Annotated in this window: 13 protein-coding genes; 7 read left to right on the forward strand and 6 right to left on the reverse strand. The window is 58.2% G+C overall.

The features are described from left to right. Positions 1 to 482 precede the first annotated feature (482 nt). Positions 483 to 1,286: a LuxR C-terminal-related transcriptional regulator gene (locus AAAX35_RS09370; RefSeq protein ID WP_349117436.1), complete on the reverse strand. Its 804-nt coding sequence runs from the start codon at positions 1,284 to 1,286 to the stop codon at positions 483 to 485. A gap of 178 nt (positions 1,287 to 1,464) precedes the next feature. Between AAAX35_RS09370 and aguA the strand changes: the two genes are divergently transcribed. After that, positions 1,465 to 2,586, forward strand: coding sequence for an agmatine deiminase (gene aguA, locus AAAX35_RS09375; protein WP_154514946.1), 1,122 nt, complete (start codon positions 1,465 to 1,467; stop codon positions 2,584 to 2,586). Positions 2,587 to 2,708: 122 nt separating this feature from the next. Here the strand turns inward: aguA and AAAX35_RS09380 are convergent, their stop codons facing one another. After that, complete coding sequence (locus tag AAAX35_RS09380) at positions 2,709 to 3,359, reverse strand: GNAT family N-acetyltransferase (RefSeq protein ID WP_349117437.1); 651 nt, start codon at positions 3,357 to 3,359, stop codon at positions 2,709 to 2,711. 469 nt (positions 3,360 to 3,828) lie between these two features. On the opposite strand from AAAX35_RS09380, the gene AAAX35_RS09385 reads away from it, so the two are divergent. After that, positions 3,829 to 4,791 carry a helix-turn-helix transcriptional regulator gene (locus AAAX35_RS09385; protein WP_154514942.1) on the forward strand — a complete coding sequence of 321 codons (963 nt, stop codon included), beginning with the start codon at positions 3,829 to 3,831 and terminating at the stop codon, positions 4,789 to 4,791. 129 nt (positions 4,792 to 4,920) lie between these two features. Then, the gene (locus AAAX35_RS09390; RefSeq protein ID WP_349117438.1) at positions 4,921 to 6,732 is read left to right on the forward strand and encodes an amidohydrolase; all 1,812 of its coding nucleotides are present in this window, start codon (positions 4,921 to 4,923) and stop codon (positions 6,730 to 6,732) included. Between the two features lie 412 nt (positions 6,733 to 7,144). Here the strand turns inward: AAAX35_RS09390 and AAAX35_RS09395 are convergent, their stop codons facing one another. From AAAX35_RS09395 to AAAX35_RS09410, 4 genes are all read right to left on the reverse strand, one after another. Then, complete coding sequence (locus AAAX35_RS09395; RefSeq protein ID WP_154514938.1) at positions 7,145 to 8,176, reverse strand: 3-deoxy-7-phosphoheptulonate synthase; 1,032 nt, start codon at positions 8,174 to 8,176, stop codon at positions 7,145 to 7,147. A 306-nt stretch (positions 8,177 to 8,482) separates the two neighbouring features. Next, entirely contained in the window at positions 8,483 to 10,339 is a 1,857-nt protein-coding gene (locus tag AAAX35_RS09400) for an ABC transporter ATP-binding protein (protein WP_349117439.1), read from the reverse strand. Beyond that, positions 10,339 to 12,705, reverse strand: coding sequence for an ABC transporter ATP-binding protein (locus AAAX35_RS09405; RefSeq protein WP_349117440.1), 2,367 nt, complete (start codon positions 12,703 to 12,705; stop codon positions 10,339 to 10,341). The genes AAAX35_RS09400 and AAAX35_RS09405 overlap by 1 nt, the downstream gene beginning before the upstream one ends. After that, positions 12,702 to 13,151 carry a MarR family transcriptional regulator gene (locus AAAX35_RS09410; protein ID WP_050766108.1) on the reverse strand — a complete coding sequence of 150 codons (450 nt, stop codon included), beginning with the start codon at positions 13,149 to 13,151 and terminating at the stop codon, positions 12,702 to 12,704. Before AAAX35_RS09410 ends, AAAX35_RS09405 begins: the two co-directional genes overlap by 4 nt. A gap of 252 nt (positions 13,152 to 13,403) precedes the next feature. Between AAAX35_RS09410 and AAAX35_RS09415 the strand changes: the two genes are divergently transcribed. The 4 genes from AAAX35_RS09415 to grcA3 all read left to right on the forward strand — a co-directional run bounded on the left by AAAX35_RS09415 (position 13,404) and on the right by grcA3 (position 18,136). Beyond that, on the forward strand, positions 13,404 to 14,153 hold the full coding sequence (locus AAAX35_RS09415; RefSeq protein ID WP_006234857.1) for an SDR family NAD(P)-dependent oxidoreductase: 750 nt from the start codon (positions 13,404 to 13,406) through the stop codon (positions 14,151 to 14,153). A gap of 108 nt (positions 14,154 to 14,261) precedes the next feature. After that, entirely contained in the window at positions 14,262 to 15,281 is a 1,020-nt protein-coding gene (locus tag AAAX35_RS09420; RefSeq protein ID WP_349117441.1) for a 2-keto-3-deoxygluconate permease, read from the forward strand. 466 nt (positions 15,282 to 15,747) lie between these two features. Continuing rightward, positions 15,748 to 17,799, forward strand: a complete 2,052-nt coding sequence (gene pflB, locus AAAX35_RS09425; protein WP_055310750.1) for a formate C-acetyltransferase — start codon at positions 15,748 to 15,750, stop codon at positions 17,797 to 17,799. Between the two features lie 85 nt (positions 17,800 to 17,884). After that, entirely contained in the window at positions 17,885 to 18,136 is a 252-nt protein-coding gene (gene grcA3, locus AAAX35_RS09430) for an autonomous glycyl radical cofactor GrcA3 (protein ID WP_006234861.1), read from the forward strand. Positions 18,137 to 18,367 lie beyond the last annotated feature (231 nt).

Consider the following 18,367-nt stretch of genomic DNA (forward strand, 5'->3'; position numbering starts at 1 on the left):
GAAACGAGGGCAGCCCTGTGGGCGCCAGCGGAATGTGGGGTCACCGCGCGGTCCGCATCTGATGGTGTCGACGTCAATGGTATACGGGTGCACCATCGACGTCTTCAATACAGAAAATATCAGTGCGCGAATGTATACGTCGCCAGTCTAGCATCCCGTCGCGGAGAGTTCAAAACCAACACAAATGCGACGCCTATTTCTGCGCTATCTTCAACGTCTCAATCTGTAACGTCTACAATCTGTAACGTCTAACTTAATAAATCGCCTCTACTTGTTACAGATTGAGATAAACCGCCGGAGCGGGCCGTTTCCTTTCTGAACCACCACATAAGTGCCTGTTCCTTCTGTAGAGGTTTGGGTGTCGTATTGGCGTTTACCCAGATAAAACCTACCAAAATGACCCCGTCTACTCTTTGAGCCAGAGCCGACACTAATTCAAATGGCGAAATCAAAGGGCGTTCTCCGTATGGAGGGCGCCTTTTTTATCGCAGGATGTTTTGCGCGGCAGTCATAAGGCCCAGTCGGTTGCTGACGCCGAGCTTGCGATAGATGGCGTTGACGTGCTTCTTTACGGTCGACTCGCTTATGAATAGCTCGTTTGCCATCTGTTTGTTCGTTTTGCCGTCGAGCATGAGCCGCATGACTTCGGCTTCGCGCGGTTGGATATTATGTTCTGCAATGAAAGCATTCAGCTGGTTTGTGTCTTCGGTCTGGGTGAGTTTAATGCCCCGAGGATAGAGGTTGGCGAGCGCGAGGCTCGCGTGCCGAGCGATTTCGAGCAGGATTGCGAGCTCGGTGTCGGTAAAGTCTCCGGCCGTGCGTTCGCGAAACAGGGCGATGCTTCCTAGCGGGCTGTCGTTGTGCGCGAGCGTGGCCGTACAGCCAAAGTAGACGCCCTGCGGTTCCATCCATTTGCGATAGATGGGCGTGGCATCGCGTCGCTCGACGTCGACCAGGTCGAGGTCGCGGTAGACGCCGACCTTATGTAGGTCAAAGCTCCATGTTGTATAGTCCATCGCGGCGTAGCGGTTGTAGTAGTCGCTCAGTGCGCGGTCGTCCATTCCGCTGCTTGCAGGATGGACGTAGCGTGGGGCATCACTGTCCGCCGCCTCGATAAGGTCGAACATGGCGATCCGATGGGGCACGAGCCCTGTCGTTCCCTCGAGGGTCTCCTTTTGCAGCTTATCAATACCGTGTGATGCGTGGATTGCAAGCGCGAGCTCGTTGAGAGCAGTCCAGGTCGTACCGTCCAACTCAATAGTCTGCTGTTTATTGCATGGGGGCATAGGGCGTCCTTTCCATTGTGGAACCCAGTATGTCATGTTCTCGGCCTGAATAGAACTTTAGGTCAGCGAATGGTATACCGTTGGTCGTTGAAAGGGGCTCGAGGGACCATTGAGAACATCTCGGTGCGGCCGCATCATGGTCTCGTCAAGCAAAAGCACCGAGATTTAGGAGCTTGAAATGAAGACAATCTACGAGAGTGAATCCACGCCTAAGAAGGACGGGTTCTATATGCCCGGTGAGTATGAGGAGCAGGAGCGCACCTGGATTCTATGGCCGCACCGCTCCGACGTGTGGCGCTGCGGCGCCAAGCCGGCGCAGAAGGTCTTCACCGAGATCATCAAGACCGTTGCACGCTTTCAGCCCATCACTGTGGGCGTCAACACCGAAGACTTCCCCGCGGTGTGTGAGATCTTCGACGGCGTTGAGAACGTGCGCGTTATCCACATGGAGTACAACGACAGCTGGATTCGCGACCCCGGCCCGGCATTCCTCGTTAATGACAATGGTGAGGTGGCCCTTTCGCACTTCCACTTTAATGCTTACGGCGGCTTCATTGATGGCCTGTATTTCCCGTGGGACAAGGACGCTTCCATTGGCCTGCAGGTGGCACAGCTTGAGCAGGTTAACCGTTATCGTCCCGAGGATTACATCCTCGAGGGCGGCTCGTTCAACTGTGATGGTCAAGGCACCGTCGTGACCACCGAGATGTGTCTGCTCAACGAGGACCGCAACCCACAGTACACCAAGGAGCAGATTGAGGAGAAGCTCTCTGAGTATCTCGGTATCGAGAAGGTTATCTGGATCAAGGACGGAATCGATCCGTACGAAACGAACGGCCATGTGGACGACGTCGCATGCTTTAGTGCGCCCGGCGAAGTCTGCTGCATGTGGACCGACGATCCCAACCACAAGTTCTACAAGGAGTGTCAGGAGGCGTACAAGACGCTCTCCGAGGCCACGGATGCCAAGGGTCGCAAGCTCAAGATCCACAAGGTGATCATGCCTGCGACATCGGTATATATGACCGAAGAAGAGGCCAGCACGATCGATCCCGTCGAGGGCGTGCTGCCGCGTACTCCCGAGGACGCTTTCGAACCGAGCTATCTCAATTTCCTGCCCATCAACGGTGCGGTGCTTGTACCGCAGTTCGGCGATCCCAATGACGCCCAGGCGCTCAAGGATATCCAAGCTGCTTATCCGGACCGCGAAGTCATCGGTATCATGACCCGTGAAGTTATCTACGGCGGCGGCAACATCCACTGCATCACCCAGCAGCAGCCTAAGGCGCGCTGTAAATAGCAGTTCCATGGTGAACAACGCTTGATTGTCCGCACGCGAAAGTCCGCCGACTTCAATGGTCGGCGGACTTTTTGTGTGGTGGTTTCAGCTGAACGGCGGGCCGTGCGGCTTGGATGTGCGGGCTAATCCTGCGTGTCGCCTCCGTACATGTAGACGATAAAGCCGTCGCCGGTGTCCTGGCTGTGATCTTCTAGAATGCGCTTCATGTTGAGGTGCTCGTAGAACTGCCAGTCGGCGTTGCAGTCGCTCATCAGGAAGAACTTGGTGCAGCCTGCCTTGGCGAGCTCAGCGCGCGTAAGGTCGATGAGCTCGCGGCCGAGTCCCTTGCCCTGCCACTCGGGCGCAATGATGATCAGGTTGAGCTGGCCCTGGGCATACTCGTTGCCCGTGGCGGCAAAGCGGTCGGCCGTGGCCTTTTCACGACTGTCGCCAAAGAGCGAGCCCTCGAGCTTGGCATCGGCGGTCTTTGCCATCTCGGTTGCCTGGATAAACAGCTCGTCGTAACAGGGCTCCCAGGTGGGATTGGTACGCGGCTTGCCGTCCTCGAAGATGCCGATGCAGCAGGCGGCGATAATGCGGCCCTCGGCCTCGGCGACGAGTGCGATGGGGGAACGCTGCAGCTGCATGGCGATGTTAAAGCGTGCGCAGAAATCGGCGGCTTCGACGTCGCCGCGGTTGCGCAGCGTGTTGCACCACAGCTGGTTGTAGATGGCGGCGATGCCGGTCAGGTCATCAAGCGTGGCGGCGCGCAGGGCTACGTTCTCAAGGCTCATGGAGACTCCTTCCAAGTTGGGTCAGGCCATCTATGAGTTTGACATGGACGCAGGGCGGCCGCATCGACCATTCGGCAGACGAGCCTCGATTCCTCGGGGACGGAGGGTTCCAAGAGAGAATGAGAGTGGATTATCGGACGCCCGCTCGACGAGAGTGGATAATCTCCCACTTTTAGCGCTGATATAGGCCAAAAACGGGAGATTATCCACTCTCATTCTGGGTAGTCGTTGGGGACGTTCTTAAACGACTAGTCAAACAAGAACGTCCCCAACGACTACCATCGCCGAGACCATGGCCGGCCTCTCCGGCACCCGCATCACTGGCTAGTTTCGCCCATGCGCTGGGGTGGGGGATATGCGTCTTCCACCCTTCCTTTCTTTGGCTGGATTTTGCGCTGAAGACAGCGATCTGCATGTCTTTGGCGTAAAGTTTATCCTTAGCACATATCAATAAGCGAAAGGCCCGGTAGTGAGTACGTTCAACTTCTTCTACGGAATCACATTCGTCTTGGTTTGCATGGTGGCGGTGTGCGTATCGGTATGCGCATACCTCGTCTCACATCGAACAAGCTACTTGACGGTCTCGGCCTTCTTTTTCTTCGACATGCTCGAAAGCGCCCTCGTATTCCTCGATGAGTATCAGGGCAGTAAGATGATGGCAGATATCCTCAGCAGCCAATTTCCCATGACTCACCCCATAACGAAACTCGTCCTATCGATTGGAATCATGGCGAGCATGTGGGCATTTGCATTGGCGATCGCAAACAAGACGAGCCGGCTTCACATGCTCGTGCCCTGCATCGTCTTTTCTGCTTTCGAGGCCATGTCGCTTGTTTTGCAGCCCGATTCAATCAAACAACTCGCATTTTATGCGTTGCGCTCCTTGTTCATGTTCGTGGCGTTTGGCATGATTTTCGTCTGCTACCGCAAAAGCAAACCGTTGGCGCGAAAGAGCTTCTATGCACGCTACGGCAGGTTTCTTATTGTGATGGCTGTGTTGACGGTGTTTGTTCTGATCGAGGATGTACGCGTTCTCGGGCTGAATATTGGGCGGATCGAAGTCATTGATTACCTGTATTTTGCCTACGGCAGAAACATCCCAGAGAACATCATGAGCGTGGTGGCCGCGATGTATACCGTTCGTGCGGCGTCGCGGATCTTGTCGTTGCGCTTTTCTGCTCCGCCCACAACGTCTGGCACCTCTGCCAAGCAGATTGCGGAGGTCCGCTTCTCGGCATTCTGCGACCAGCACGATATCTCCGCGCGTGAACGCGAAGTGCTCGACCTTCTGCTCGATGGCCAGGATAACCGCGCCATAGCGAATGAATTGTTTATCTCTGTCGGCACGGTCAAATCGCATGTTCACACGATATTCCGTAAATGCGGTGTCTCATCGCGGTCCGAGCTTCTTCAGAGCTTTTGGGCAGGTTAAAGGCAGGGTTATAGGGGATATAGGCCTCCGCTTACGGCAATAACCCCGTTTGTGCTGACAAGTTTATACCCGGGGGTGCTATTCAGGTGATAGCAAGCGTCGCGAAAGCGCGGCGATGTCAACAGAAAGGTGGGTTATATTAAGACCTCTATCCCCCCCGTTTCCCGTAGAAGCTTTCTCGGTCTGAGCACGTTAGGCGCCGCGGCTGTTGCGGTGGGTGCCGCCGGTTGCGCCAACAATTCTTCAAATGCCGGAAGCACCGGCAGCGCGAGTTCCGATAAGGCATCCATCGTCTTTCGTAACGGCACGATTCAGACGATGGTCAAAGAGGGCGACACCGCGGCCGCCCTGGCTGTCTCGGGCAACAAGATCGTATATGTAGGCGAAGACTCCGGTGTTGACGAGTACATCGATGACAACACGCGCGTCATCGATCTTGATGGCGGTATGGTGATCCCCGGCTTTATGGACGGCCATATCCACGCTCCGGGCAACTGGGTGACCGCGCTGTACGAAATCGATCTTACCAAGGCTACCACGATCGATGAGTATAAGAAGGCGGTCAGTGATTTTGTAACCAAGCATCCCGATGATGAGGCTTACGTTGGCGGCTCGTTCATGATCAACGCCTTCGAGCAAGAGGATGGCACCAATCCCGGCCCCAACAAGTCCATCCTCGATGAGATCTGTTCCGATAAGCCCATCATGCTGACCGATGTTTCCTATCATTCGGTGTGGGTCAACAGCCGTGCGCTCGAGCTTGCGGGCATCGATAACGATACCCCCAATCCCACGGGCGGCATCATCACCCGCGATGCAAACGGCGAGGCGACTGGCTACTTGATCGATTCTGCTGCAGGTATGGTGAGGGAGGTTGTCTCCGTCGAGCATACGGACAAGGAGCTTGAGAACGCTATCGACAAGTACCAGCAGGTGGCTACGAAATACGGCATCACCGGCATTACCAACATAAGCGTCGTGGGAGATTCTACGGCAGAGGATTGCCAGTTCTATACTGACCTTGAGAAAGATGGCAAGCTTAACCTGCGCATGCGAGTACTTCCTACCATTAGGCCCGGCATTACGGCTGAAGAGGCCCTTAAAACCGTGAAGGACCTCAAGAAGTTCGATAGCAACATGATCTCTACCGGTACGGTCAAGATCTACTCCGATGGCGTTACCGAGGGCGGCAGCGCCGTGATGCTCGAGCCATATACCTCCGCCGCCGGTAAGGGCGATAACTGGCACGGCGAGTCCGTCTGGGATCAGCAGGAGTTCAGCGACATGGTGGCCGCCCTCGACAAAGAGGGTGTTCAGATTCATGTTCACGCGATCGGAGATGGCGCCGTCCACAATACACTCGATGCCTACGAGCGCTGCGTCAAGGAGAACGGTGAGCGCGATGATCGCCGCAACACCATGACGCATGTGTGTGCAATCACCGACGAGGACATTCAGCGCGTCGTCGATCTCGACATTGTGTGCGCGTTGCAGTTCCTGTGGATGTATCACGATCCTTTGTGCGACCTCGAGATCGCCTTTGTGGGCGAGGATCGCGCCATGAAGTTCTACCCCGTCAAGAAGATGCTCGAGGCCGGCTGCTTTATCTCCGGTGCGAGCGATGGCCCGGTCACCGGCTATGCGCCGCTCGAGGAGATCGAGGTGGCCGTTACGCGCAACAGCCCGTATCCCGAGGAGGAGGACACCGATATGTACCGTTGGCCCGAGCAGGCCATCACGGCATATCAGGCGCTCGAGGCATATACCAAAAACGTTGCCTTTGAGAACTACATGGAGGATAAAATCGGTACGCTCGAGGTGGGCAAGCTCGCCGACATCACGGTGCTCGATCAAGACATTCTTCATTGCGATCCCAAGAAGATCTCCGATACCAAGATTCTGTTCACTGTCTCCGATGGCCGTATCGTATACGAGGGGTAATCGGTCGATCGAGGTAAAGAGCGGACGATCTGCTCGGTAGAACGCTAAGGTGCCAGCCGTCGTCGCGATTTAGTGCAGGCCGCCGCGGATGCGTGAGCGTCCGCGGCGGCGCTTTTTTGCAGTGGTCATGGGGGACGTTCTTAAACGACTAGTCAAACAAGAGCGTCCCCAACGACTACCCCAAGGAATGTCCCAGACTGCCGGCAGAAAAGGAACGTCCCTAACTGTCGCGTCCGGAGCAAGACGGCGCCGCAGGTAGAGGACGGACAGCGAGCGGGCCGCATTTGAGACAAGGTGACGTGAAACGAAAGGGCGCTGACCTTCTGGTCGCGCCCTTGAAGTTGAGCGTCAGATTGTACAGGTGCGGCCCGCGCAGCGTCGAGTAGTTACGCGGTTTGGTAAAACCGCGTAACTAAACCCGCTCTGCGATCTCGTGGATGAGGTAGTCGGTCTTTTCCCAGCCCAGGCACGGGTCGGTGATGGACTTGCCAAAGACGCCGCCGTCGACAGACTGGTTACCGTCCTCCAGGTAGGATTCGATCATAAAGCCCTTGACCAGCTTGGAGATGGACTCGTTGCGGCGGCAGCTGTCGAGCACCTCCTTGCAGATGCGGTGCTGCTCCAGCGGGCGCTTGCCCGAGTTGTCGTGGTTGCAGTCGATGATCGCCGCCGGGTTGGCGTAGCCGGCATGCTCGGTATAGCGCTCAGCCAGACGCTCCAGATGCTCGTAGTGGTAATTGGGGTAGGTACGACCGTCGAGACCAATGTAGCCACGCATGACGGCGTGCGCGAGCGGATTGCCGTCGCACTCGACCTCCCAGTTGCGGAAGATGAAGCTTTGATGTGCCTGGGCGGCGTAGATGGAGTTGAGCATGACGGTGGTGGAACCGGCGGTGGGGTTCTTCATGCCCACAGGCACCGAAATGCCGCTCGACACCAGACGATGCTCCTGGTTCTCGACCGAGCGCGCGCCCACGGCGACGTAGCTCAGCAGGTCGACGAGGTACTGGTAGTTGGACGGGTAGAGCATCTCATCGGCGGTAAAGAAACCGGTCTCCTCGATGACGCGCAGGTGCATATGGCGGATGGCTTTAACGCCTTCGAGCAGGTCATCGGGCGCCTCGGGATCGGGGTTGTGCAGCAGGCCCTTGTAGCCGGTGCCCTTGGTGCGCGGCTTGTTGGTATAGACGCGCGGAATGATGATGAGTTTGTCCTTGACCTCTTCGGCGACCTTGGCCAGTCGGCTCATGTACTCAAGCACCGAGTCCTCGCGGTCGGCAGAGCACGGGCCGATGATGAGCACCTTGCGCGCGTCCTCGCCGGTAAAGACCTTGGCGACCTCGGCGTCGAATGCCTGTTTTTTGGCGGTAAGATCGGCGGAAAGCGGCATTTCCTCGCGGATTTCCATGGGGATCGGCAACCTGCGCTTGAATTCCATGGCCATACGGGGCCTCCTCAATCAAATAAGACAAAGTGTGCATTGTCGAATGCTCGGCATTATCCGCTGTCGCACGCTAAAGTGCAAGCCCTCATCACCCCAAAACCTGCCAAAAAGGGACAGGTTTATTTTGGCAGGTTTTATCTGGTCAAACGTCAACTGACCTTGGAATGGAATGATGTCACGCGGCTTGGAAGAGGCTGTCGATTTGGTCCCAGGGGAGGCGGTTTGAGGGTCGCAGAACAAAAAACGGGGGCGCAGGTTGTCCTGCGCCCCCCGTTCTCGGGTGTTATCCGTTCCCTGCGGCAGAATTTACGCCGCTTCGTCGAACTGCGAGTTGTACAGGTCGGCGTAGAAGCCGCCTTGAGCGAGCAGCTCGTCGTGCGTGCCCTTCTCGACGATGTCGCCGTCGCGAATTACCAAGATCACGTCGGCGTTGCGGATCGTGGACAGGCGGTGTGCGATAACAAAGCTGGTACGGCCCTGCATCAGCGCATCCGTGGCGCGCTGAATAAGCTCCTCGGTGCGGGTATCGACGTTGGATGTCGCCTCGTCCAAAATCAGCGCCGGGCGGTCGGCCAAAATGGCGCGGGCAATGGTCACGAGCTGGCGTTGGCCCTGCGAAAGGTTGGTGCCTTCCTCGTTGATCATAAAGTTGTAACCGCCGGCGAGCGTATGGATAAAGTGGTCGCAGCGTGCAGCGCGTGCAGCGGCCTCGACCTCGGCATCGCTTGCATCGGGGCGTCCGTAGCGGATGTTCTCGCGGATGGTGCCGTTAAACAGCCACGTATCCTGCAGCACCATGGCAAACTCGCCGCGCAGTGCCGCGCGGTCCCAATCGCGTACGTCGACGCCATCGACGCGCAGCGAGCCGCCGTCCACGTCGTAGAAGCGCTGTAGCAGCTTAATGAGCGTGGTCTTGCCGGCGCCGGTGGGACCGACGATGGCGATGGTCTGGCCGGGCTGTGCCTCGCAGCTAAAGTTGTGGATGATGGTCTTGTCGGGCGTGTAGCCAAACTTGACGTGGTCAAACTCCACATGGCCAGGGCGCTTTTCGGGAATCTGCGCGTCGGCCTTCTGCTCCTCCTCGGGCGCGGCCAGGAACTCAAAGACGCGCTCGGTGGCAGCGGCCATAGACTGCATCGTGTTGCTCACGTTGCCCAGCTGCTGCACGGGTTGCGTAAAGTTGCGAACGTACTGGATAAAGCTTTGGATGTCGCCGGGCGTGGCATTGCCGGTCAGCGCGAGCTGTGCGCCCACCACGACCACGCCCACGTAGCCCATGTTGCCCACCAAGCTCATAAGCGGCATCATCAGGCCCGACAGGAACTGCGAGCGCCAGCCACTAATAAAGAGGCGGTTGTTTTGACGGTCGAACTCTTCGATTGAGGCCTCGGCGCGGTCGAACACCTGAATGACGTTCTGGCCGGCAAAGTCCTCCTCGATAATGCCGTTGACGGTGCCCAGGACCTGCTGCTGCTCGCGGAAGTACGGCTGCGAGAAATGAATCATCACGGTCAGGATAATCGCGGCGGCCGGCAGTGTGAGCACGGTGACGCCGGTAAGCGGCAGGCTGATCGACAGCATCATGACGAGCACGCCGATAATCTGCGTCACCGACGTGATGAGCTGCGTCACGCTCTGGTTGAGCGACTGACCCAGCGTATCGACGTCGTTGGTGATGCGGCTGAGCACATCGCCCTTGCTGTGTCCGTTAAAGTAGCTCATCGGCACGACGGCAATCTTGGCGGCGATCTCCTTGCGCATGCGGTAGCAAATCTTTTGCGTGACGCCGGTCATGAGCCAGCCCTGGATGAGGCTGCAAACAGAGCTTGCCAGATACAGGCAGAGCAAAAAGCCGAGCGTCTTGGCGATCCAGGCAAAGTCGACATCGCCGGTACCGTTGACCTTGGCGACCAGGCCTTCGAACAGCTTGGTCGTAACCTGGCCGAGCACCTTTGGTCCCACAATGTTAAAGACGACCGAGCACACGGCAAAGGCGACGGCGGCAAGCACGGCAACCTTGTGTTGACCGATATAGCCGAGCAACTGCCGCATGGCGCCCTTAAAGTCCTTGGCCTTCTCGCCGCGGCCCATGCCGCCCATGCGGCCCATGGGACCGCGCTGGCGGGTGGGCTTGGGAATCTGAGTCTTGGTCTCGTCTGCCATTAGTGCTCGCCTCCCTCCATAACGGCTGCAATTTCTTCTTGAGTGAGCCCCAGCTCCTCGGCGGAAAGCTGCGACTGTGCGATCTCCAGGTACGCCGGGCAGCTGTGCAGCAGCTCCTCGTGCGTACCAGTGCCCACCACGTGGCCGTCGTCGAGCACGATGATCTGGTCGGCGTGCATGATGGTCGCGATGCGCTGGGCTACGACAACGAGCGCGGCGTCGGTAACGTTTTTGGCAAGCTCTTCGCGCAGGCGCGCGTCGGTCTTGTAGTCGAGGGCACTAAACGAGTCATCGAACACCAGGACCTCGGGCTTTTTTGCCAACGCGCGGGCGATGGCCAGACGCTGACGCTGACCGCCCGAGACATTGGAGCCGCCCTGGCTGATGGGGGAGTCGTAGCCGCCCTCGCGCTCGGCGATAAAGTCCTCGGCTTGGGCGATGCGCGCGGCCTCGTGCATGTTCTCGTCGCTTACCATGTCGCCGGCAAACTTAAGGTTGCTCTCCACGGTGCCCGAGAACAGACGCCCCTGCTGCGGGATGTAACCAATGCGGCGGCGAAGCTCGGAAAGGCTCATATCGCGCACGTCGATGCCGTCGAGTGAAATACTGCCGCCCGTGACGTCGTATAAGCGCGGAATCAGCTGTACGAGCGTGGACTTGCCCGAGCCCGTGGAACCAATGATGCCGAGCATCTGACCGGCATGCGTGGTGAAGTTCACGCCGCTAATGACGTCGGCGCGGGCATCGGGATACTGGAAGCTCACGTCGCGGAAGGTGAGCTCACCGCGCGGTGCGCTGGCCGCGGGCAGTTTGGGCGAGGCGGGGTCGTTGATGCTCGTGGGGCAGGTGATGACCTCTTCCACGCGCTCGGCTGCGACCTCGGCGCGGGGCAGGATGACCGAAACCATGGTGAGGATCATAAACGCCATGACGATCTGCATGGTATAGGAGATAAACGCCATCATGTTGCCGACCTGCATCACGCCATCGGACACGCCCTGCGCGCCAAACCAGACGATAAGCACGGTGATGCAGTTCATGACGAGCATCATGAGCGGCATCATAAAGCTCATGGCTCGGTTGGTGTAGAGCTGCGTGGTCATCAGGTCGAGCGACGCCTTGTCAAAACGTTCGAGCTCATGTTCCTCGCGGTTGAACGAGCGGATGGGCATAAGGCCGTCGAGCAGCTCGCGGGCGGTAAGGTTCACGCGGTCAACAAAGCTTTGCATCTTTTTGAACTTGGGCATGGTGAGGCCCATAAGCACGCCGACGACGGCCGAGACCGCGATGATGGCAACGGCGATGGTCCACTCCAGGCCGGTATGGTTGGCCAGGACGCGCATGACGGCGACGATGCCCATGACGGGGGCCATCAGACACATGCGGATAAACAGAGTTGCGGCCATCTGGATCTGCTGAATGTCGTTGGTGCAGCGGGTGATGAGCGAGGCCTGGCTAAACTTGCCCACCTCGGCCGGCGAGAAGTGCATAACCTTGTTGAAGGTCTCGCGGCGCAGGTCGCGGGCGATGGAGCAGGCGGTGCGCGAAGCCACGGCACCGGTCAGGATGGTGGCGACGAGCGACACGAGGCACAGTCCAAACATCGTGGTCGCCATGCGGCTCAGGTAGGCGTTCTGCACGTCGGCGGGGTCGATGCCCTGCGCCTTGTACTCGTCCTGTACATAGCTCACGGCGCGCTGGGTGACGATGGAGCCCGACATGGAGCCCATTTTGTCCGCCATTTGGTTGGCGCCCTCGACGAGCTTGCTTTGGTCTACCAGACCGCCCTCGACACCCAGGCGCAGGCTCTTCATAGTGATCTTACCGCCGTCGGCATCAATCTGCTTTTGCATGTTCTGCGCCGCCGCGGCCTTCTGCTGCATCTCGGCGAGCTGCTCGGGCGTCATCGCTGCCATTTGCTCGGGGGTGGGCATGGCCTGGGCAGCGTTGTCGTCTTTCTCGCTGGACGAGCCCATCATGTCGCCCATGGAGTTGGCGTCGATGCCCTGGTTGAGCGAAAGGACAACAGTCTCGGGCAGGCTCATAATGTCGGCAATCTTGCCTCCATCGGCACGCTCTTCCTCGGTGCCCTCGTACGTTCGAATGTCGTTTTTGTCAGCCTTGCTAAACACGGCCTCCACGGCCTTGGCGTCCTTGGCGCTCATAAAGAGTTCGAGGTCGTCGAGCGATTCGGCGCGGATGGTGTCGGGTACGGGCGACGCGATGCCGCCTTGCTGCACACCCACGTCGACGATGTCGCTCATATAGGTAGGCAGCGCCAGATCGGCGTTGCAGCTGATTACGATAAGTACGATAGCTGCGAACAGTGCCAGGATATGTTTTTTAAAGAGCTTGAGAATCCTCACTCGGCATCTCTCCTTTCTTGATTGCGGTCGATAATTTCGTTGGCACGTCTAAGAAGGCGCACCATCTCTTGGGTATCTGTTTCGCCAAGCTGCTCGAGGAAGGCCGCGGTGCGGTCCTCGAATTCCCGACGTTTGATTTCGATAACCTGGAATCCTTTGTCGGTCACCGTGACGTGTACGCGACGACGGTCGGTCTTTGAGTGCTCGCGCTCGACCCAGCCCTTGGCCTCGAGGGCGCGCAGGATATTGGCGATGCGGGCGCTCGAGACCCAGGCGCGATCAGCGAGTTCGCTCGGCGTGAGCGAGCCGCCGGCGCGCATGAGGGCGCGCATGACGGCCATCTCGCCACCCAGAGCCTGGTCGGCAAAGCGCGAAACGCGCTGGTGCATGCTGCCAAACTCGGTAAAGAGCTGACGCCCAAGCTCATGGAAATCGGTATCTTCCACCGAAAACCCCTAACACTAGAAACTATTTTCGGTGGAAGATGATACCCCCATACGCGGGCCTCATACAGTAGGCAATATTAAGAGCTCATTAAGACTTAAAATCATTCAATTGCTAAAGCGTTTCAAAGAACTATCATGCCCGCGGTTAGGCGAGGGGTTGTCACCACCATGACGACTGGGACTCATATAATCGCCACGTGCGATGCTCCAACTTCCCGCAAGGAGACACCTTACATAAAGGGGGATGGAGTCATGGCATTTGACTTCACGGGCAAGACCGCGATTGTCACGGGCGGCACTCAGGGCATTGGCCTCGAGATCGCCAAGGGCATCGTTGCGGGCGGCGGACATGTCGCGCTCATCGCAAGGAACGCTGCTAAGGGCGAGGCCGCTGTGGCCGAGCTTGGCGAGGGCAACAAGTTCTATCAGCTCGATGTCGCCGATGCGCCCAAGGCGCGCGAGACCGTCGAGCAGATTTTTACGGACCTGCCGCAAACCAACATCCTGATCAACTGCGCTGGCGTCATCAGCACCAAGAAGTTCGACGAGATCGATGACACCGAGTGGCGCCGCACCATCGACATCAACCTCAACGGTACCTTTACCATGATGAACGCCGTCTACCCGCACTTTAAGGCGGCCCATGCCGGTACTATCGTCAACGTGAGTTCCGTTGCGGGCAAGATCGGTGGCGGCCTGCTCGGCACCGCGGCTTACGCGAGCTCCAAAGCAGGCGTTAACGGTCTGACCAAGGCAGTCGCCAAGGAAGGCGGCAAGTTTGGCGTTCGCTGCAACGCCGTGTGCCCGTCGCTCACGTTGACCGATATGACCTCGATTCTCTCTGACGAGAACTCTCAGCGCATCATCAACGGTATTCCTCTGGGCCGCGCCGCCCAGGCCAGCGAGCCTGCGCAGATGGTGCTGTTCTTCGCTTCCGACCTCGCCAGCTTCGTGAACGGCGAGATTGGTGACTGCGACGGCGGCATCGTCCTGGACGGGTAATACCCCGCGGTGATCGTTTGGCGGCGACCCTGGCGACTCGGGGTTGTCGCCTTCTTTCTGACATTGGCGCGTGCGGCTACGATTCGCATGCATCCAAAGGAGATATATATGAGTGAATCGACTGCGGTGGAGGCGCCGGCGGCAAAGGAGCCGTTCTTTAAGATGTCCTCCATCCCGGGCGCCAATATCTTGGTGCCGCTTCTGTTGGGCTGCCTGCTCAACACGCTATTCCCCGACCTGTTTAAAACGCTCGGTAGCTTTACGCTTGGCATGACCCAGCAGGGTGCAGGCCCGCTCGTTGGCGCCTTTTTGCTCATCGTCGGTACGACGATTTCGTTTAAGAGTGCTCCCGCCGCCGCTGCACGCGGCGCCATCATCATCGCTGTCAAGCAGATCGTGGTCGTTGCCGTGTCGCTGCTCATCCTTTATGTGTTCAACGACAACCTGTTTGGCATCTCTGCCATGGTGATGCTGGCGGCTTGCACCGGCGCCAACAACGCTATGTACGCTGGTCTGATGGGCACCATGGGCAACGAGGCCGAGCGTGGCGCCGTCGCCATCACCACGCTCGTTGTCGGCCCTCCGGTCACGATGATCGTGCTCGGCGCTGCCGGTCAGGCTCCGATCGGCTGGTCGCTCGTGGGTGCCATTCTGCCGATCGTCATCGGCATTATTCTGGGTAACCTGTTCCCCAGCTTTAAGAAGATGATGGCACCGGCACTTTCCGCCATCATCGTGCTCGTCTTCTTTGCCATGGGCTCGACCATGACCTTTGGCCAGCTCATTAATGGCGGTCTCCCCGGTATTCTGCTCGGCGTGATCTGCTCGGTGGTCTTTGCAATTCCCGTCATCGCGGTCGATAAGCTCACGGGTGGTACGGGTGTCGCAGGTGCGGCCATTTCGAGCTGCGCCGGAGCCAATGTGGCCACGCCTGCTGCCATGGCAAGCGTCAACGGGGCCATGTACGGCGGCGCCGTGCTCGCGACGGCTACGGCACAGGTTGCTGCCTGCGCAATCGTGACGGCTATTTTGACCCCGCTGGTCACCAGCTGGTGCTACAAGCATTTTGAGGGCCAGGGCAACGGCGATAGCAAGGCAACGACCGACAAGGCCGCCGCAGCCGCCTAATGCCAAGCGGCAATCAAAGCTAAAAACTAGCTACGCCACAGGGCGGCCACGGGGGATCCCGTGGCCGCCCTGCAGTTTCTGTAGGGTCTCTGGGACACTTTACCCTGCTAAAGCTGGCATAACAGCTAGAGCGAACGTCGTACAAAGGCAAGGAAAAATAACATACAAATCGGTGAACGGTAGTTGTTCGCGCTCGCGTTTCCTGCGGATTTGTAAAAAACACCCTTATGATATAAAAAAAGAAACATATAACAGCCCAGATGGAGAGGGTCGCTATGTTATCCTTCTCAGACGGGTGAAATCTTGGGTTTTGGGTTGTAGTTCCAAGGTGGACAAACGTTTTCCCTGCACCAACGTGTGGTGAAGAACGGAAGAAGCCGGTAGTGCAAGCCGAAAATTCAAGAATTCAATAAGCAGCGGTGTGAGAGAGCGCCGCATTACACGTAACTAGGAGCGTGGTTACACAATGCAGGAGGCATGGGAAGGCTTCAAGGAAGGCATTTGGACGGGAGAGGTTGACGTCCGAGACTTCATCCAGAAGAACTACACCCCCTACGAGGGCGACGAGTCGTTCCTCGCCGGCCCGACCGAGCGTACCAAGGAGCTGTGGGGCGAGGTTCTCGACCTGCTGCTTAAGGAGCGCGAGCAGGGCGGTGTCCTCGATATGGACACCAAGACCGTTACGGGTATCGTGAGCCACCCCGCTGGCTACATCGATAACGCCCACCGCGAGAAGGAGACCATCGTCGGTCTCCAGACCGACAAGCCGCTCAAGCGCGCGCTGCACGTCAACGGCGGTATCCGCATCGCTTGCCAGGCTGCCAGCCAGCACGGCTATAAGGTCGACGAGAACGTTGTCGAGCGCTACACCTTCGAGCGTAAGACCCACAACGCTGGCGTCTTCGATGTTTACACCCCCGAGATGCGTGCTTGCCGCTCGGCTCACATCATCACCGGTCTGCCCGATGGCTATGGCCGCGGCCGTATCATCGGCGACTACCGTCGTGTTGCCCTGTACGGCGTCGACTACCTGATCAAGGACAAGGAGGCCCAGAAGGCTTCCACCCCGACGGTCATGACCGCCGACAACATCCGCGACCGCGAGGAGCTGCAGGAGCAGATCCGCGCCCTCGGCGAGCTCAAGATGATGGCCGAGACCTATGGTTTCGATATTTCCAACCCTGCTACCAACACGCAGGAGGCCATCCAGTGGATGTACTTCGCCTACCTCGCTGCCGTCAAGGAGCAGAACGGCGCCGCTATGTCCATCGGCCGTACCTCTACGTTCATCGACATCTACGCTGAGCGCGACCTTGCCAACGGTACCTTCACCGAGGAGCAGATTCAGGAGTTCGTGGATCACTTCATCATGAAGCTCCGTATGGTCAAGTTCGCCCGTACCCCCGAGTACCAGGCCCTGTTTACCGGCGATCCGCAGTGGGTCACCGAGTCCATCGGCGGCATGGGTGTTGACGGCCGTACGCTCGTTACCAAGATGAGCTACCGCTACCTGCACACGCTCGAGAACATGGGCACCAGCCCCGAGCCCAACATGACCGTTCTGTGGTCGACCCGTCTGCCCGAGAACTTCAAGAAGTTCTGCGCCAAGACTTCTGTCGCCAGCTCCTCGATCCAGTACGAGAACGACGACCTCATGCGCGTTTACCACGGCGACGACTACGGCATCGCCTGCTGCGTATCCTCCATGCGCATTGGCAAGGAGATGCAGTTCTTCGGCGCTCGCGCCAACCTGGCCAAGTGCCTGCTGTACGCACTCAACGGCGGTGTTGACGAGGTCTCCAAGAAGCAGGTCGGCCCCAAGTATCGCGCCGTCGAGGGCGATACGCTCGATTACGACGACGTTGTGGCCAAGTACAACGACATGATGAAGTGGCTCGCTGGCGTGTACGTCAACTCGCTGAACATCATTCACTACATGCACGACAAGTACTGCTACGAGCGCATCCAGATGGCTCTGCACGACAAGCACGTGCACCGCTGGTTCGCTACGGGCATCGCTGGCCTTTCCGTCGTGGCTGACTCCCTGTCCGCCATCAAGTACGCCAAGGTTCACCCCGTCCGCGACGAGAATGGCATCATCGTCGACTTCGAGACCGAGGGCGAGTTCCCCAAGTACGGTAACGACGACGACCGCGTCGACCAGATTGCTCACGACGTTGTGCACCAGTTCATGGAGTACATCCGCATGAACGATACCTACCGCAACTCCGTGCCTACGACCTCGGTTTTGACCATTACCTCCAACGTCGTGTACGGTAAGAAGACCGGCTCCACGCCCGACGGCCGCAAGGCTGGCCAGCCGTTCGCCCCGGGTGCTAACCCCATGCACAAGCGCGATAGCCATGGCGCCATCGCTTCGCTGTCTTCGGTTTCCAAGCTCCCGTTCCGCGATGCTCAGGACGGCATCTCCAACACCTTCTCCATCATCCCGAGTGCGCTCGGCAAGGAGGACCAGGTGTTCTTTGGCGATATCGACCTTGATCAGCTGGGCGAGTAACTATTGTTAGTGCTATACTAACAATAACGATTACTGATTAGCGCGCCGGTTTCGGCCGGCGCCTATTAATCGAAGGAGACACATTATGAAGGTTTCTGAAGTTTCCGAGACCCAGGCCGATAACCTGGTCCACATGCTCGACGCTTACGCCGAGAAGGGTGGCCACCACCTGAACATCAACGTCTTCAACCGTGAGACGCTGCTCGACGCTCAGGCTCACCCCGAGAAGTACCCGCAGCTGACCATCCGCGTTTCCGGCTATGCCGTGAACTTCCACACGCTCACCAAGGAGCAGCAGGACGAGGTCATTGCGCGTACCTTCCACGACAAGTTCTAAAGGGGTTTAACTCCTGCAGGATCGCCGGGCCGCTTTGGGTTACTTTCCAAAACGTCCTCGGACATGCAAAGAGGCTCGCTGCGCACTTCGTGCGGCGAGCCTCTTTGCGTCCTGACGCTCCTATTTGGCAAGGTGTTTTTTAGAATCCATTTTGCGCTCGGCCTCGAAGGCCTGCCTGTCCCAATCGAGCGGAAGTCCGGCCTCGACCCATGCCTCGTAGGCCCTCCTTAT

Source organism: Collinsella sp. CLA-ER-H11 (assembly GCF_040092445.1).
In the GTDB taxonomy this organism is placed as follows: Bacteria; Actinomycetota; Coriobacteriia; order Coriobacteriales; family Coriobacteriaceae; genus Collinsella.

What these genes read in the sequence shown, in the direction of transcription:
- pflB (WP_055310750.1), top strand. Translation starts at nt 15,748, where the DNA reads ATGCAGGAGGCATGGGAAGGCTTCAAGGAAGGCATTTGGACGGGAGAG.
- AAAX35_RS09415 (WP_006234857.1), top strand. Translation starts at nt 13,404, where the DNA reads ATGGCATTTGACTTCACGGGCAAGACCGCGATTGTCACGGGCGGCACT.
- AAAX35_RS09420 (WP_349117441.1), top strand. Translation starts at nt 14,262, where the DNA reads ATGAGTGAATCGACTGCGGTGGAGGCGCCGGCGGCAAAGGAGCCGTTC.
- AAAX35_RS09400 (WP_349117439.1), bottom strand. Translation starts at nt 10,339, where the DNA reads ATGGCAGACGAGACCAAGACTCAGATTCCCAAGCCCACCCGCCAGCGC.
- AAAX35_RS09370 (WP_349117436.1), bottom strand. Translation starts at nt 1,286, where the DNA reads ATGCCCCCATGCAATAAACAGCAGACTATTGAGTTGGACGGTACGACC.
- AAAX35_RS09395 (WP_154514938.1), bottom strand. Translation starts at nt 8,176, where the DNA reads ATGGCCATGGAATTCAAGCGCAGGTTGCCGATCCCCATGGAAATCCGC.
- AAAX35_RS09380 (WP_349117437.1), bottom strand. Translation starts at nt 3,359, where the DNA reads ATGAGCCTTGAGAACGTAGCCCTGCGCGCCGCCACGCTTGATGACCTG.
- grcA3 (WP_006234861.1), top strand. Translation starts at nt 17,885, where the DNA reads ATGAAGGTTTCTGAAGTTTCCGAGACCCAGGCCGATAACCTGGTCCAC.
- aguA (WP_154514946.1), top strand. Translation starts at nt 1,465, where the DNA reads ATGAAGACAATCTACGAGAGTGAATCCACGCCTAAGAAGGACGGGTTC.